Genomic DNA, 13,947 nt, shown 5'->3' on the forward strand with positions numbered 1-13,947 from the left:
CGGTGCCCGCAGGGTGCCGGGCGCTCACGCTGCCGGCGCGGGCAGGCCCAGTCCGACCCGTCCTCGGGGGTGGTAGCACTCGGCGATGTGCCCGGGCTCTTCTCGATCGGCAACGGCCGGCGGGAGTGCGGTCGCGCAGACGTCGGTGGCGTGCGCGCAGCGGGTCCGGAATCGGCACCCCGACGGCGGGTTGAGTGGCGAGGGCACCTCACCGCTGAGCAGGATCCGCTCGCGGCGGTTCTCGGCGTCGAGCGTGGGTGCCGCCGACATGAGTGCCTCGGTATACGGATGTGCGGGATTGTCGAACACGGCTTCGGTGCTACCGGTCTCGACGATGCGGCCCAGGTACATCACCGCGACCCGGTCGGCCACGTGGCGAACCACCGACAGGTCGTGCGAGATGAATATGTAGGAGATGTCGAGCTCCTGCTGCAGTTCGTTGAGCAGATTCAGCACCTGCGCCTGTACCGAGAGATCCAACGCGGACACCGGCTCGTCGCAGATGATCACCTCGGGATCGAGCGCGAGCGCTCGGGCGATTCCCAGGCGTTGACGCTGGCCGCCCGAGAACTCCTGGGGGCTACGGTGTTCGTCGCTCGGCCGCAGCCCGACGAGGTGCAACAGTTCGCGCACACGAGCGGCCCGGTCACGCTTGCGCGGATAGAGATCCTTGTGGGTGCGCCACGGTTCGCCGATGATCTCGGCCGCCGTCATCCGGTTGTTCAGTGAGGCGTACGGGTCCTGGAACACCATCTGCACCTTGCGGCGGAGGGCGAGTAGATCCTTGCCCTTGAGTCGGTAAGGGTCGGTGCCGTCCCAGCGGACGGTGCCGGTGTCGGGACGCTCCAGCATCATCAGCGTTCGCGCGAGAGTGGATTTCCCGCAACCGGATTCGCCGACGAGACCGAGGGTTTCGCCCCGGCGGAGCTCGAGGTCGATCCCGTCGAGTGCACGCAGTTGCTTGCGGCCGCCCTTGCCGGAGACCGCGAAGGTCTTCCCGACGTCGCGAACCTCGAGAACCTTGCTCGTTCCGAGCGGCAGCGCGGAGTCCGGAGTGGTCGCCTTGTCGAGGCTGGTCGTCTCAGGCATTGTCGATCTCCTCCGAGAAATGGCAGGCGGCGGCCCGACTGGTACCGGTGGCCGTGAGCTTCGGGCGTTGCTGGACGCACTGGGTCCGAGCCAGCGGACACCGCGCCTGGTACACGCAACCCGTCGGGATCGAGTGCAGGTCGGGCGGGGTTCCGCCGATCGACTTGAGGTCGGCGCCGCGCTCGGCGCTGACGGGTACGGAATCGAGAAGTCCTTTGGTGTACGGATGTCTCGGACTACCGAAGACCTCGGCCACCGGTCCGGTCTCGACGACGTTGCCGGCGTACATGATCGCGACGCGGTCGGCCTGTTCGGCGACGAGCGCGAGGTCGTGGGTGATCAGGACGACCGCCATGTCGTGCTCGGTCCGCAGGCGACTCAGCAGCGCCATGATCTGCGCCTGGACCGTGACGTCGAGTGCGGTGGTGGGTTCGTCGGCGAGCAGCACCTTCGGGCTCAGCGCCACCGCCATGGCGATCAGCAGACGCTGCCGCATCCCGCCGGAGAACTGGTGGGGGTAGGAGTCGATCCGGGACTCCGGTTCCGGGATGCCCACGTGACGCATCAGTTCGATCGCCTCGACACGGGCCTTCTTCTTCGACATCCGCCGATGCAGGCGGAAGGGTTCCGCGAGTTGGGTGCCGACGGTGTACACCGGATTGAGCGCGGTCAGCGCGTCCTGGAACACGATCGCGAGTTCGGTGCCGGCGACTTCACGCCGCTTGGACGCTGATGCGGAGACCAGGTCCACGGAGTCGAGGGTGATCGACCCGTCGGAGACCGAGGCGATCGGGTCGAGCAATCCGACGAGCGCCTGCGCGGTCATCGACTTGCCGCACCCGGATTCGCCGAGGAGCGCCAGGGTCTCGCCGCGACGCGCACGAAAAGAGACATGATCGACGGCACGGACGGTACCGGTGGGGGTTCGCAGATCGACGGTCAGGTCGACGACGTCGAGGGCCACCCGATCGTCGGTGCCGGCATCGGGACGGTCGAGGGCGGGAGCGCTCATCGCAGTGCCTTTCGTGAGGAGAAGAACCGCTTGCGGGCGTTCGGTGTGGTCAGTCGCCACCGCTGGCCGGGGTCGGTCGCGATGCGCGCCCAGGCGGCCAGTATGGTCGCCGACACGGTCGTGATGACGATGGCCAGGCCCGGGAAGAACGAGAGCCACCACGCGGTCTGCAGGTAGGTCCGGCCCTGCGACACCATCAATCCCCAGCTGATGTCAGGCGGCTGGATACCGATGCCGAGGAATGACAGCGACGATTCGGCGAGCATCACATAGCAGAAGTCGAGAGTGGCGACCGTGAGCAGCGTCGGCAGCAGGATGGGCAGCACGTGTCCACGGAGGATGGCGCCGCTACTCGCGCCGAATGTCCTTGCTGCGTCGACGAACACGCGACTCTGCAACTCGGCGGACTCTGCGCGCGCGGTCCGCAGGTAGATCGGGATGCGGGTGATCGCCAGCACCGCGATGATGTTGGCGGCGCTCGGCGAGAACACGTAGAGGATCACGACGGCGAGCAGCAGAGACGGGAAGCTCATGATCACGTCGGCGATCCGCATCGCCGTGGTCTCACGCCAGCCGCGGTGGTATCCCGCCCACATGCCGATCGCCGAACCCACCACGCACGAGATGATGACTGCCGGCAGCGACACCATCAGCGTGGTCTGACAGGCGACGATGAGCCTGGCGAGCATGCTCCGCCCGAGCGGGTCGGTACCCAGGATGTTCATCCATCCGGTGTCGAGGTTGAACGGCGGGAGATTGGACTCGTCGAGGTTCTGGTCGGTGGCGGCGTCGCCGACGAGCCAAGGACCGAAGATCGCGGTGAGCAGGATGAAGGTCAGTATGCCGGCCGCGACGGTCGCGAATTTGTCGCGGAACAGCAGCCGCCACAACGGCATCTGCCCCCCGGGCACCTTCTTGGTGGCGACGGAGTCGCCGGTGATGTCGGTCGAGGCGACGGGACTCGTCGTGTCGACGGGTTCGGTGACGATGGACATGGTGTCAGTACTCCTCGATGGTCGCCGGCGACTAGACCGTGGCCTTGTCACGAACGCGGGGGTCCAGAAGCGCGAGCCCGGCGTCGATGACGATGTTCAGGATGAAGATGCTGATGGCGGTGAGGAGCACCGCCGCCTGCAGGACCGCGAAGTCACGTTGCAGGATCGAATCGATCATCAGCTTGCCGATGCCGGGCCATCCGAAGATGGCCTCGACGATGACCGCACCGTTGATCAGGCCGACCGCGAGATCGCCTGCGACGGTGAGGGCCGGGGCGGCCGCATTGCGCAGAGCGTGATGCGTGACGATCCGCAGATCCCCTGCCCCCTTGCTGCGCGCCACCTTGACGTAGGGGGCCGACAGCGCGGAGACCATCGCCCCGCGCACCACCTGTGTGAGTACGCCGAGCGGCCGGATCATCAGAGTCGCGATGGGTAGGACCCAGGCCAGCATCCCGCCGGTGCCGGACGTCGGCAGCCAGCCGAACACGACCGCGAAGATCCAGATCCCGGTGATCGCGAACCAGAAGTCGGGGACGCTGGCCGCGGTCATCGACAGCAGGCTCGAGAAGCGGTCGGCGAGCGAATTCGGGCGGTAGGCCGCCCAGCAACCGATGATGATCGATCCGAGGATCGACAGCACCAGCGTGACGAACGCGAGCTGCAGGGTGGCCGGGAAGGCGCGCAGCGCCATGCCCGCCGCCTCCTGACCGGTCTTGAGCGACTCACCGAAGTCGAGGTGGAGGACGCCGGCCAGATAGTCCGTCATCTGCTGCCAGATCGGCTTGTCGAGACCGTTCGCCGCCGCGAACTCGGCACGCTGGTCCGGGGTCGCGGAGACGGGCAGGTAGAGATTGGTGGGGTCGCCGGTCAGCCGAGCCATGAAGAACACGCCGAACAAGACGATGATCAGCGGGATCAGGCTGGTGAACATCCGGCGCCGGAGGAAGGTGAGCATCGGTCATCGCCTCTGTTTCAGTCGTTCTGGGCTGGCGCGTGGGTCATCTCGGCGAGACGCATCTCGTCGCCGGTGGCCGAATTGGGCTGGTAGGCAACACGGTTCGCTTTCGCGAGGACGGCTTGCATGTGTGCGATATAGGCATACTGGCGGATCTCGCGGGGCTCGGCGGCCAGGACGGCGGCGAGCGCGTTCTGGCGTGCCGCTCCGGTCAGCGCCTCGGCGGCGCGGATCTGCTCGTCATAGGCAGGGGTGCCATACGTGCTCTGGTAGCCGTCGGACAGCATGTACTGGTCCAGGGTGAACTGGGTGTCACCGGCCTGGTTGCCGTGCATGATCATCAGCAGCACCGGACCCGCACCGGACACGAAAGGTCGTGTCTGGTACTGCATCTGCCCGGAGGTGTCCATCATCTCGATCTTGACGTCCAGCCCGATCTTGCTGAGCGTGAACTGGAGGTTCTCGATGGTCTCGTTGATCTTGGGGAACTGGCCGGTGCGGCCGATGAGCCGGATGGTCCGGTCGACCGGTACACCGTCTGCCCGCGCTTCGTCGACCAGCCTCTTCGCCTGGTCGAGGTCGTAGGACGTCGGCGTGAGGGCGTCGTTGTACCCGACGATGCCCTTGCCGACCAGTTGAGCCGCAGGAGTACCGAGTCCCTGGAACAACGCCCCGACGATGCCTTCGCGATTGATGGAGTGGTCGATGGCCTCGCGCACCCGGTAGTCGTTCAGGGGCGCCTCGGTGGCCTGCATGCGCAGCGCCGTCGTCTCGTTGTTGGTGTAGGCGATACCGAGATCGCCGGCTCCGTCTTCGGGCCCCAGCGATGTGGCGACGTCCGCCTCGTCGTTGGTGACCATCGCGGCACGGACACTGCCCTCGCCGCGCCACTGGTACACGGCGCGGGTGAACTCGGGCGCGTCGCCGTGATAGTTCGGGTTCGCCTTGAGTGCCACCCGCTGTCCGGAATCCCAGAAGTCGACCATATAGGGGCCGGTCCCGATGGGAACCCGCACTTTGTCGTCGGCGACCGTTGTGCGCGGAACGATCTCGATGAAGGACAGGCGCAGCGGGAGGATCGGGTCGGGCGTCTCCGTACGGACCTCGACGGTGTTCGGGTCGACCACGCTCACCTCGCGGGTGCTGTCGTCGAACACGTAACCGTTGACGTCACAACCGATCGCCCCGTTGAACGTCCGGCGGATCGAGAACGCGGCATCTTCGGCGTCGAACGGTTGGCCGTTGCTGAACCGGATACCCGAGGCGGTGGTGAAACGCCAGACGTTCGGTTCCACCTGGGTCCACTCGGTCGCGAGGCTCGGCTCGAGCGCTCCACTGTTCGGGTTTCGTTCGATGAGCGGCTCGGTGATGTTGGACCGGACGACGACGCCGGTCGCGGTCAGGGAGGCGTCGCACGGTTCCAGGGTCGGCGGCTCCTGAGGCAGGACGATGCGCAGGGTGTCCGGCGACGCGCTCTCGCTCGCGGTGGTGTTGGCGACGCTGCAGCCGCCGGCCGCGAGCACGGCCACCGCGGACAGGGCCAGCAGACACCCGGCGGGGCGCTTCCGGGATCGCAGTGCTGCGATCTGCATGGGGACCTCCGATGAAGAGAAGACTGCGAGTGATCTCGCGGTGGGCTCGACCGCGTTTGTGACGGTAGACACACGCTATGAGCGTCGCGATGACGGCGTCAACAGAGCAAAAGCCCAGGAAACGGCCATTTCGGTGGGTGCCGACCCCATCCGTGACGCACCAGATCAGGCCCGAGTGCCGCCGGAAAAAGCCGCTGACCTGACAGTTCTTCACGATCACCTTCCACGCACCGAATCGACGCCGCCGCATCCATACTGTTTGAGTATCGATCCATGTTATTTGCGTGTTGGACAGGTATCCCTGCGCGCTTCTAGCGTGGAACTCATCCACCGAAGGACCGGTCTGTGTCCTGCACTCCTGGAGGTCAAGCATGACGAGCAGTTCGGCCGGCACCACAACAGCCTCGGAAACCGTTGCCACGAACGGTTTTTCACCCATGCACGGCACGATTCTGCGAGTGGGCCCCCTCAAGCCCTCCCTGGAAGAGCGTCTCGCCGAGACCTACGGCGCCGAGCGGCTGCCGGACGATGACGAGGAGCGGACCTCTTTCCTCGCGCGGAACGCCGACGCGGTGACCGCGGTCGTGACCTCGGGACGGACCGGGGTGGACGCCGGCCTGATGGCCGCGCTGCCGAACCTCGGCGCCATCGTCCACTTCGGCGTCGGATACGACACCACCGACGTCGATCGAGCCACCGAGCTCGGTATCGGGGTCAGCAACACCCCCGACGTCCTCACCGACTGTGTCGCCGACACCGCTGTCGGGCTGCTGCTCGACACGATGCGCGGGCTCTCGGCGGCCGACCGCTTCGTCCGCGCCGGACGCTGGCCCGACGAGGGCAACGTTCCCCTCACGCGGAAGGTCTCCGGCACCGACGTCGGCATCCTCGGCCTGGGCCGCATCGGATCCGCGATCGCCCACCGTCTGGACGCCTTCGGGTGCCGGATCTCGTACCACAACCGGCGCCCGGTGACCGGCTCCACGTACCGCTACGCGGCGTCGCCGGCCGAGCTCGCCGCGGAGGCCGACGTACTGATCGTCGCCGCCGCCGGCGGCGCGAACACCCGCCATCTCGTGGATCGCGAGGTCCTCGAGGCGCTCGGCCCCGACGGCTTCCTGATCAACGTCGCACGGGGCAGCGTCGTCGACGAGGACTCGCTCGTCGACCTGCTGCGGCAGGGACACCTGGCCGGAGCCGGCCTGGACGTTTTCGCCCGCGAGCCGCGGGTGCCCGAGGAATTGCTGTCGATGGACAACGTCGTGCTGCTACCCCATCTGGGAAGCGGCACGGTCGAGACGCGCGCCGCGATGGAGGAGCTCACCCTCGAGAACCTCGAGTCGTTCCTGCGCACCGGCGATCTGACCACCCCGGTCGTCGCCCCGAATCCCACTTTGCGAAAGGCCATCTGATGTCGGTCGTACTCAGCTATCTCGCGACCCCCGAGGGGCGCGGTGCACTTCCCTTCGGATTCGCCGAGGCCCGCATGCGCGGCACCGATGTCGTGGTGGTCGCGGATGGTGACAGCGCCGCGTCGCCGCAGTTCCTGGTCGACCTCGAGAACGCGCGCGACATGGCGGCCGCCGGCGAGGTGGAATACCGGGTCGCCGAGAACGATCCGGGTCTGTCGCACGCAGATCAGCTCATCGACGCGTCCTACGACGACGCAGCCGAGCTCCTGGTGATCGGCCAGCGCAGGCGTTCACCGGTCGGCAAGCTGTTGACCGGCAGCGTCGTGCAACGTGTACTGCTCGACGCACAGTGCCCGGTGGTCGCGGTGAAACCACCGGTACGCGCCGCGGTCTGACCCGCTTCTCATCGCCGGCGAACCGGCCGTCAGATCCATTCGCGCTCGGGTAGAACGTCTCTCATCAATCGCGCGAGGGCGGGGTTGGCGTTGTCGGCACGCCAGGCGACGTTCATCTGCACGGGGCGATCACGAATCGCGGTCACCTCCTTGAACACCACCCCGTCGGGGTGCATGGTCATCGCAGACTCCGGTACCAGCGCCATCCCCAGTCCGGAGTGAACCAGCACGAGCATGGTGTGCACCTGGGTGACGTACTGGACATAGCGGGGTGAGGCCCCGACCGCGGTGAAGGTGCTGATCAGCAACTCGTTGAAGTAGCGCGCATCCGTGGGCGAGTACATGATGACCGCCTGACCGTCGAAGTCCTCGATCGTCAGGTGCTCGACGCCGGCGAACTCGTGATCGGCCGGCATGGCGGCGACCAACCGCTCGTGATGCAGCGGACGCGAGTTGACACCCGGCCGCGAGATCGGCGGCCGGACGATGCCGAGGTCGAGGTCACCGCGCACGAGGGCCTCGATCTGCGCGACGGTCACCATCTCTCGCAGCACGAGGCGGACGTCCGGCAACCTCTCGCGGGCAGTCTGCATGAGCCGGGGCAACACCGCCCTCGCCGAGGCGCCCGTGAAACCGATGTTCACGGTGCCCAGGTCGCCGGCGGGTACTCGGCGGACGGTCAGGGCCGCCCCTTCGGCGAGCGCGACGATCCGCCGCGCATCGGGCAGGAAGGCCGTCCCGGCCGCCGTGAGCGCCACCGCACGACTGCTGCGTTCGATGAGCTGGACCCCGAGTTCGTGCTCCAGCTGCTGGATCTGGCGACTCAGCGGCGGCTGGGTCATGTGCAGGCGCTCGGCCGCTCGGCCGAAGTGCAACTCCTCGGCGACCGCGATGAAGCAGGAGAGGCGCGACAGGGAAAACATCGATCCACTTTCGGCATCATGGCCCCGCGATCTGCGGGGTGGTGTGGATGACGTTAAACCACTCCGCCGATGCCGGTCGAGGGTTCGGTCACCACCGCGGGGCAGAGTTGACGAAGCCCGGGTCGATGGACTGCATGTACCCGGTGTCGTCGCGATCGCGGATGCCGCAGTCGAGGTACTGCTGATGCAGCATCTCCAACGACTCCTCGTCGAGTTCGACGCCCAGACCCGGCCCGGTCGGGACCGGCACCGCACCGTCGACGATGCGCAGGCTCCCGGGCTCGACCACGTCCTCGGTCTTCCACGGCCAGTGGGTGTCACAGGCGTAGGTGAGGTTGGGCGTCGCGGACGCGAGATGCACCATTGCGGCGAGGCTGATGCCCAGGTGCGAGTTGGAGTGCATCGACAAGCCGAGCCCGAAGGTCTCGCAGATGCCGCCGAGGAGGCGCGACCGTTGTAAGCCGCCCCAGTAGTGGTGATCCGACAGGACGACCGAGACCGACCGCTTGCGCACCGCCGGTTCGAGGTGGTCGAACGCGACGACGCACATGTTCGTCGCCAGTGGCATGGTCGCCCGTTCGGCGACCCGCGCCATACCGTCGAGGCCAGGGGTCGGGTCCTCCAGATACTCGACGATGCCCTCGAGTTCTGCTGCGACGCGCAGGGAGGTCTCCACGGTCCACGCCGCATTGGGGTCGAGGCGCAATGGCACGCCGGGGAATTCGGCGTGCAGCGCCTTGATCGCGGCGATTTCCTCGTCAGGGTCGAACACCCCGCCCTTGAGCTTGATCGCGGTGAACCCGTAGCGGTCGATCATCCGGTGTGCCTGACGAATCAACCCGCTCGGGTCGATCGCCTCACCCCATTCGTCCGGCAGACCGTTGGTGCCGGCCGCACCGGGGTGGGCCGCCCACTTGTAGAACAGATACGCGCTGAACGGCACCCGGTCGCGTACCCGCCCGCCGAGCAGATCGCTGACGGGCCGGCCGAGGGCCTTGCCCTGGATGTCCAGACACGCGACCTCGAACGGCGAGAACACGCGGTCGGTGGTGCTTGCCGTGGTGATCATGCCGGCCACCCCGTCACCTCCGGTGACCGTCAGCGTCGAGACCCGGGCGTCGATGGCGTCCCGCAGGCGGTGGAGCGCGAACACGTCGAGCCCGATGATCGCCTCCGCGGCCGCCTCCATCCGCGCGAGATGCGCAGTGTCCGCGTATGTCTCACCGAGTCCACGCACACCATCCGCGGTGTCGATCACGATGATCGCCCGGAGCGCGTAGGGCTGGTGAACACCGACGGTGTTGAGCAGCGGCGGGTCGACGAAGGCGACCGGGGTGACGGTGACCTTGGTGATCGTCGTGTCGACCCGCGGACTCGTGGCCGAGGAGAGCCCGACCGGCGCCGTGTCCATCGTGTTCGTCGTCATGACTTCTCAGACCGCTGCTTGTGCCGCGAGGGTGGTCGCCAGGACCGCCCGGCCCGCGGCGGTGATCCGCTCGAGCTCGGCTTGGTGCTCGAGAGTCGGCTGGACCAGAGGTGCCCGCACGGGACCCGCTTCGATACCCTCCATCGTCACCCCGTGCTTCACGAGAGCGACGGCGTACCCCGGCACCGTGTTGCGCAGACGCACCAACGGGTGGAAGAACTCTCGCAGCAACGCCTCGGTCAGTTCGAGGTCGTCGTTTTCCAGCGAGTTGTAGAAGGCGAGAGCAAGTTCGGGGGCGAATGCGAATGTGGCCGACGAGTAGAGGGTGACACCGATGGCGCGGTAGGCCTGCTGCGTGATCTCGGCGGTGGGCAGGCCGTTGAAGAACAGGAAATCCTTGGTATCTCCCAACGCCTCCTTGACCGCGATCACGATGCGCGACACGTTGTCGAGGTCACCGGTGCCGTCCTTGAACCCGATGACCGTCGGCAGCTGGGCGACCTTGATCGCCGACTCCTCGTCGAACACCGCGTTACCGCGGTTGTAGACGATGAGCGGCAGGTCGGTGGCCGCCGCAACAGATCGCGTGTACTCGGCGAGGCCGGCGGGCGGCATCGTCACCAGGTACGGCGGGAGGAGCAGGATGCCGTCGGCGCCATTCGCTTCAGCGCTCACCGCGAACTCTCGGGCCTGGACGATCGAGCCGCCGGCACCGGCGAACACCGGTACGCGACCCGCGACGGTCTCGACCGCACACCGGACGATCCGGCCGAATTCCTCGAGTCCGAGGGCATGGAACTCGCCGGTGCCGCAGGCGACGAACACGCCGCCGGGGCCGGCAGCCACCCCGCGGTCGATGTGTTCGGCGAGGCGACGGTAGTCCACCTCACCGCTGCTGTCGAAGGGTGTGACGGGAAAGAACAAGACGCCGTTGAGCATTGGGACTCCTTGGATGAGGTGTGGTTCAGTCGCGGATGAGTTCGCCGTCGACACGGCGCCAGATGTGTTCGGGGTTTCCGTCGGCGATCGGTTGCGGCATCAGTGCCGCCGGGACGTCCTGGTAGGCCACCGGGCGCAGGAATCGCTCGATTGCCAGGGAGCCGACACTGGTGGTACGGCTGTCGGAGGTCGACGGATAGGGGCCGCCGTGGACCATCGCGTGTCCGACCTCGACACCGGTCGGCCACCCGTTGAAGAGGATCCGGCCGGCCTTGAGTTCCAGCGCCTCGAGGAGCGCCCGGGCGTCCTCGTGGTCGGAGTCCGCAGCGTGGACGGTCGCGGTGAGCTGACCCTCGAGGTCGGCGGTCACCTCCCGGACCTGCTCCAGGTCACGGCATCTCACGACGAGACTCGACGACCCGAAGACCTCCTGCTGCAACGTCTCCGACGCAAGGAATGTCTCGGCGTCGGTGCCGAACAGCGCGGCCCGACAGGTATTCGGCCCGGTCGCCTCTTCAGATCGAGCGAGAACCTCCGCGGCGGAACCGAATTCGTCCACACCCGAGGCATAGCTCGACGCGATGCCGGGGGTCAGCATCGGTGTCGGGGCGGAGGCGGCAATTGCCTCGGCGGCCGCGGCGACGAAGGCGTCGAGGTCGGGGCCGTCGACGGCGATGACCAGGCCGGGGTTGGTGCAGAACTGCCCCGAACCCATCGTCAGCGAGCCGACGAATGCACGGCCGAGACCCGCCGCGTCGGCACGCAGCGCCCCGGAGAGCGGATAGACGGGGTTGATCGAGCTCATCTCCGCATACACCGGGATGGGCTCCGGGCGCGACGCCGCAGCAGCGACGAGAGCCGTTCCCCCCGAACGTGAACCGGTGAATCCGACTGCCTTGATATGCGGGTCGGTGACGAGTGCGACCCCGAGCTCGGGTCCGCTGCCGTACAGCAGCGAGAAGGTGCCCGGGGGCATCCCGGTGGCTGCGACCGCGTCGGTGATCAGCCGCCCCACCAGTTCCGATGTGCCGGGGTGGGCATCGTGCGCCTTGACCACGACCGGACATCCGGCCGCCAGCGCCGACGCGGTGTCGCCGCCGGCGACCGAGAAGGCGAGCGGGAAGTTGCTGGCGCCGAACACAGCTACGGGTCCGAGCGGCACCTTGCGTTGCCGGATGTCGGCGCGCGGGAGCGGCGTGCGATCCGGTCGCGCGGGATCGATGCGCGCCCCGTGCCAGCTGCCCTCGCGGAGCACCGACGCGAACAGCCGGAGCTGACCCGAGGTACGGCCGACCTCACCGGTGATCCGCGCTGCCGGGAGTCCGGTCTCGGCGACGGCACGCTCGACGAGGACCTCGGTCGCGGCGTCGAGACCGTCGGCGATCGCGGAGAGGAAGCGGGCCCGTTCTTCCGACGAGGTCGCCCGATAGGGCCCGAAGGCGTCCGCCGCCGCGGCGGTGGCACGAAGGACGTCGGCGCCGGTTCCGTGTGCGTACGCGGGCAAAAGGCGCGTGCCTGTCGTGGGGTCGATGCCGTGGACGGCATTCCCCGAGCCCGTGACCCGCTCACCCGCGATGATCAGCTGTCCGGTGAGGTCCTGGGTCGTCAGCGGTGCAGGTCGCTGCGCAATGGTCATCGTGGTCCCATCTCTGGTGAGTTGGCGTTCTGCCGAGGTGACCGTGAGGCGGTGCCGTGCCGCGGTGACGCTGTCCGAGAGGTGTCATTGCCCTCGAACGCGGATCGCCGCCGGCGACGGCCTCGCGGTGAGCTCGGCCTTGTCCCGACCGTAGAACCGCCGATCCATTCATGTCCAAGTCAATTAGTCACGCCATCAATGCAGGTGATGAATCGGTGCAGGTGATCCGCCCGCTCACACGCGGGTCGTGAGCTCACCGAGGTGTCATCCGACCGGCCCACGCCGCGCGCTATGCCAGACGAACGGCGACCCACAGTGGGACAATCACTGCGCCGAATCCGACATACCGAACATCCGCCGAGCCACGGCGGGGCGTCGGCCGTCGAACCGGCAGACCACCCACTCGACGAAAGCGGAATCCAGAACCGATGAAGCGCATTCGCCTCCTCGCCATCATGGCCTTGGCCATCTCGGCCCTCACCGTCTCTTTCGGTACCGCCCACGGCGCTCCCGCGCCGGCAGTGCCGTCCCACCATTCGAGCGCATCCGCCGACGGGACCTCCATCACCTCCCAGCTGCGCAACGCGACGTTCGTCGCGGGCGAACAAGAGCTCCGGGTCGTCGACTCCCACGGTCGGACGATCGAACGGATCGCTCTCGTTCTCCCCTTCGCCGGCGCCACGGTCCCGATGCGCACACAGGTCTCCGCCGACCGCACCCAGGCGACCTTCACCCCGATCCTCTCCCCCGAGGCGCGCGCGGCAATCGCAGCCGGCGTTCGCCCGGCCTCGGCGAAGAAGGACCGCGCTTACCAGAAGATGATCTGGCACATCAACAACGGCTGGAACCGCGGCGGTAACGTCACCACCGCCATCGGAGCGCTCGCCGGCCTCGTCATCGGCTGCATCGTCATCGTCGGTTGCGTCTGGGGCGCAGGCGTCGGCGCTGCCATCGGCGCGGTCATCGGAATCAACAACGGTGACCCCCGCGCCGCCCAGTCGATCCTGGACTGGATCAATACCCCGTAGCGCCACCGTGACGCGCCACCTCTGGGCGGCCGTCGCTGACATCTGATCCCCAACCCCCGGACTCGGGGGTTGGGGATTTTGTTTTCGTTCACCCTGGTGCGAGTTCAACTGGCGCCGTGCGCTCGGCCATCGGAAATCACACCGGGACAGGGGCCGCCGTGAACGCCGACGACACTGATCCGTTCTGAGTTCGACACTTCCTGACCCGGAAGGACTGCACGCCGCGGTTGATCGACGAAGTCCCCGACCTCGTGGTGCTGCAGCGCAAGGGAGTTCACCAGCCGCCGACCCGTCCACAAATGCGCCCAAGGTCGAACCGAATTCCGATACGGGTGTGACTGCAGTGCACCACCGTCCACGATGAACGCACAGTCAATGGAAATCGACGCACAGTCGACGAAATGTCCTGCACAGTCGACATTTTCGCGGATCTCCGCTTGCGGAAATCCTTCGTAATCGAACGTCAGCGGCAGACCGACCTCGATGTCGGTGGCCATGCGGCCGGCTCCGACGCAGTCACAAGCCAGGGCAACCATCGCGAT

Annotated in this window: 13 protein-coding genes; 3 read left to right on the forward strand and 10 right to left on the reverse strand. The window is 67.3% G+C overall.

Features of this window, described 5'->3' with window-relative positions:
* Positions 1-24 precede the first annotated feature (24 nt).
* The 5 genes from ACFW3F_RS18515 to ACFW3F_RS18535 are packed head-to-tail and all read right to left on the reverse strand — an operon-like array spanning position 25 to position 5,646.
* The gene (locus ACFW3F_RS18515; RefSeq protein ID WP_388059918.1) at positions 25-1,089 is read right to left on the reverse strand and encodes an ABC transporter ATP-binding protein; all 1,065 of its coding nucleotides are present in this window, start codon (positions 1,087-1,089) and stop codon (positions 25-27) included.
* The gene (locus ACFW3F_RS18520; protein WP_388059920.1) at positions 1,082-2,101 is read right to left on the reverse strand and encodes an ABC transporter ATP-binding protein; all 1,020 of its coding nucleotides are present in this window, start codon (positions 2,099-2,101) and stop codon (positions 1,082-1,084) included. Before ACFW3F_RS18520 ends, ACFW3F_RS18515 begins: the two co-directional genes overlap by 8 nt.
* The gene (locus ACFW3F_RS18525; protein WP_388059922.1) at positions 2,098-3,096 is read right to left on the reverse strand and encodes an ABC transporter permease; all 999 of its coding nucleotides are present in this window, start codon (positions 3,094-3,096) and stop codon (positions 2,098-2,100) included. Before ACFW3F_RS18525 ends, ACFW3F_RS18520 begins: the two co-directional genes overlap by 4 nt.
* Before the next feature lie 31 nt (positions 3,097-3,127).
* Positions 3,128-4,054 (reverse strand): ABC transporter permease, encoded by a 927-nt coding sequence (locus tag ACFW3F_RS18530; protein ID WP_388059924.1) that lies wholly within the window; start codon positions 4,052-4,054, stop codon positions 3,128-3,130.
* A gap of 17 nt (positions 4,055-4,071) precedes the next feature.
* Positions 4,072-5,646 carry an ABC transporter substrate-binding protein gene (locus tag ACFW3F_RS18535; protein WP_388059926.1) on the reverse strand — a complete coding sequence of 525 codons (1,575 nt, stop codon included), beginning with the start codon at positions 5,644-5,646 and terminating at the stop codon, positions 4,072-4,074.
* Between the two features lie 437 nt (positions 5,647-6,083).
* On the opposite strand from ACFW3F_RS18535, the gene ACFW3F_RS18540 reads away from it, so the two are divergent.
* The gene (locus tag ACFW3F_RS18540) at positions 6,084-7,058 is read left to right on the forward strand and encodes a 2-hydroxyacid dehydrogenase (protein WP_388059928.1); all 975 of its coding nucleotides are present in this window, start codon (positions 6,084-6,086) and stop codon (positions 7,056-7,058) included.
* Positions 7,058-7,453 (forward strand): universal stress protein, encoded by a 396-nt coding sequence (locus tag ACFW3F_RS18545; protein ID WP_388059930.1) that lies wholly within the window; start codon positions 7,058-7,060, stop codon positions 7,451-7,453. Before ACFW3F_RS18540 ends, ACFW3F_RS18545 begins: the two co-directional genes overlap by 1 nt.
* Positions 7,454-7,482: 29 nt before the next feature.
* Here ACFW3F_RS18545 and ACFW3F_RS18550 read toward each other — a convergent pair whose 3' ends face one another.
* The 4 genes from ACFW3F_RS18550 to ACFW3F_RS18565 form a co-directional block, all read right to left on the reverse strand.
* Entirely contained in the window at positions 7,483-8,376 is an 894-nt protein-coding gene (locus ACFW3F_RS18550) for a LysR substrate-binding domain-containing protein (protein ID WP_388059932.1), read from the reverse strand.
* An 88-nt stretch (positions 8,377-8,464) separates the two neighbouring features.
* Entirely contained in the window at positions 8,465-9,787 is a 1,323-nt protein-coding gene (locus ACFW3F_RS18555) for a glucarate dehydratase family protein (RefSeq protein ID WP_388059978.1), read from the reverse strand.
* Between the two features lie 21 nt (positions 9,788-9,808).
* Entirely contained in the window at positions 9,809-10,741 is a 933-nt protein-coding gene (locus ACFW3F_RS18560; protein WP_388059934.1) for a 5-dehydro-4-deoxyglucarate dehydratase, read from the reverse strand.
* A gap of 25 nt (positions 10,742-10,766) precedes the next feature.
* Positions 10,767-12,377 (reverse strand): aldehyde dehydrogenase (NADP(+)), encoded by a 1,611-nt coding sequence (locus ACFW3F_RS18565; RefSeq protein ID WP_388059936.1) that lies wholly within the window; start codon positions 12,375-12,377, stop codon positions 10,767-10,769.
* A 428-nt stretch (positions 12,378-12,805) separates the two neighbouring features.
* Here ACFW3F_RS18565 and ACFW3F_RS18570 point away from each other — a divergent pair, with 428 nt between their 5' ends.
* Entirely contained in the window at positions 12,806-13,405 is a 600-nt protein-coding gene (locus ACFW3F_RS18570; RefSeq protein ID WP_388059938.1) for a hypothetical protein, read from the forward strand.
* Positions 13,406-13,509: 104 nt separating this feature from the next.
* Here the strand turns inward: ACFW3F_RS18570 and ACFW3F_RS18575 are convergent, their stop codons facing one another.
* Positions 13,510-13,902, reverse strand: coding sequence for a hypothetical protein (locus ACFW3F_RS18575; protein ID WP_388059940.1), 393 nt, complete (start codon positions 13,900-13,902; stop codon positions 13,510-13,512).
* Positions 13,903-13,947 lie beyond the last annotated feature (45 nt).

The sequence above is a fragment of the Gordonia sp. NPDC058843 genome (assembly GCF_042743165.1).
GTDB lineage: Bacteria > Actinomycetota > Actinomycetes > Mycobacteriales > Mycobacteriaceae > Gordonia.

Excerpts from the sequence above, each read along its gene's own strand:
- ACFW3F_RS18515 (WP_388059918.1), bottom strand. The coding sequence starts at position 1,089 with ATGCCTGAGACGACCAGCCTCGACAAGGCGACCACTCCGGACTCCGCG.
- ACFW3F_RS18520 (WP_388059920.1), bottom strand. The coding sequence starts at position 2,101 with ATGAGCGCTCCCGCCCTCGACCGTCCCGATGCCGGCACCGACGATCGG.
- ACFW3F_RS18525 (WP_388059922.1), bottom strand. The coding sequence starts at position 3,096 with ATGTCCATCGTCACCGAACCCGTCGACACGACGAGTCCCGTCGCCTCG.
- ACFW3F_RS18530 (WP_388059924.1), bottom strand. The coding sequence starts at position 4,054 with ATGCTCACCTTCCTCCGGCGCCGGATGTTCACCAGCCTGATCCCGCTG.
- ACFW3F_RS18535 (WP_388059926.1), bottom strand. The coding sequence starts at position 5,646 with ATGCAGATCGCAGCACTGCGATCCCGGAAGCGCCCCGCCGGGTGTCTG.
- ACFW3F_RS18540 (WP_388059928.1), top strand. The coding sequence starts at position 6,084 with ATGCACGGCACGATTCTGCGAGTGGGCCCCCTCAAGCCCTCCCTGGAA.
- ACFW3F_RS18545 (WP_388059930.1), top strand. The coding sequence starts at position 7,058 with ATGTCGGTCGTACTCAGCTATCTCGCGACCCCCGAGGGGCGCGGTGCA.
- ACFW3F_RS18550 (WP_388059932.1), bottom strand. The coding sequence starts at position 8,376 with ATGTTTTCCCTGTCGCGCCTCTCCTGCTTCATCGCGGTCGCCGAGGAG.
- ACFW3F_RS18555 (WP_388059978.1), bottom strand. The coding sequence starts at position 9,787 with ATGGACACGGCGCCGGTCGGGCTCTCCTCGGCCACGAGTCCGCGGGTC.
- ACFW3F_RS18560 (WP_388059934.1), bottom strand. The coding sequence starts at position 10,741 with ATGCTCAACGGCGTCTTGTTCTTTCCCGTCACACCCTTCGACAGCAGC.
- ACFW3F_RS18565 (WP_388059936.1), bottom strand. The coding sequence starts at position 12,377 with ATGACCATTGCGCAGCGACCTGCACCGCTGACGACCCAGGACCTCACC.
- ACFW3F_RS18570 (WP_388059938.1), top strand. The coding sequence starts at position 12,806 with ATGAAGCGCATTCGCCTCCTCGCCATCATGGCCTTGGCCATCTCGGCC.
- ACFW3F_RS18575 (WP_388059940.1), bottom strand. The coding sequence starts at position 13,902 with ATGGCCACCGACATCGAGGTCGGTCTGCCGCTGACGTTCGATTACGAA.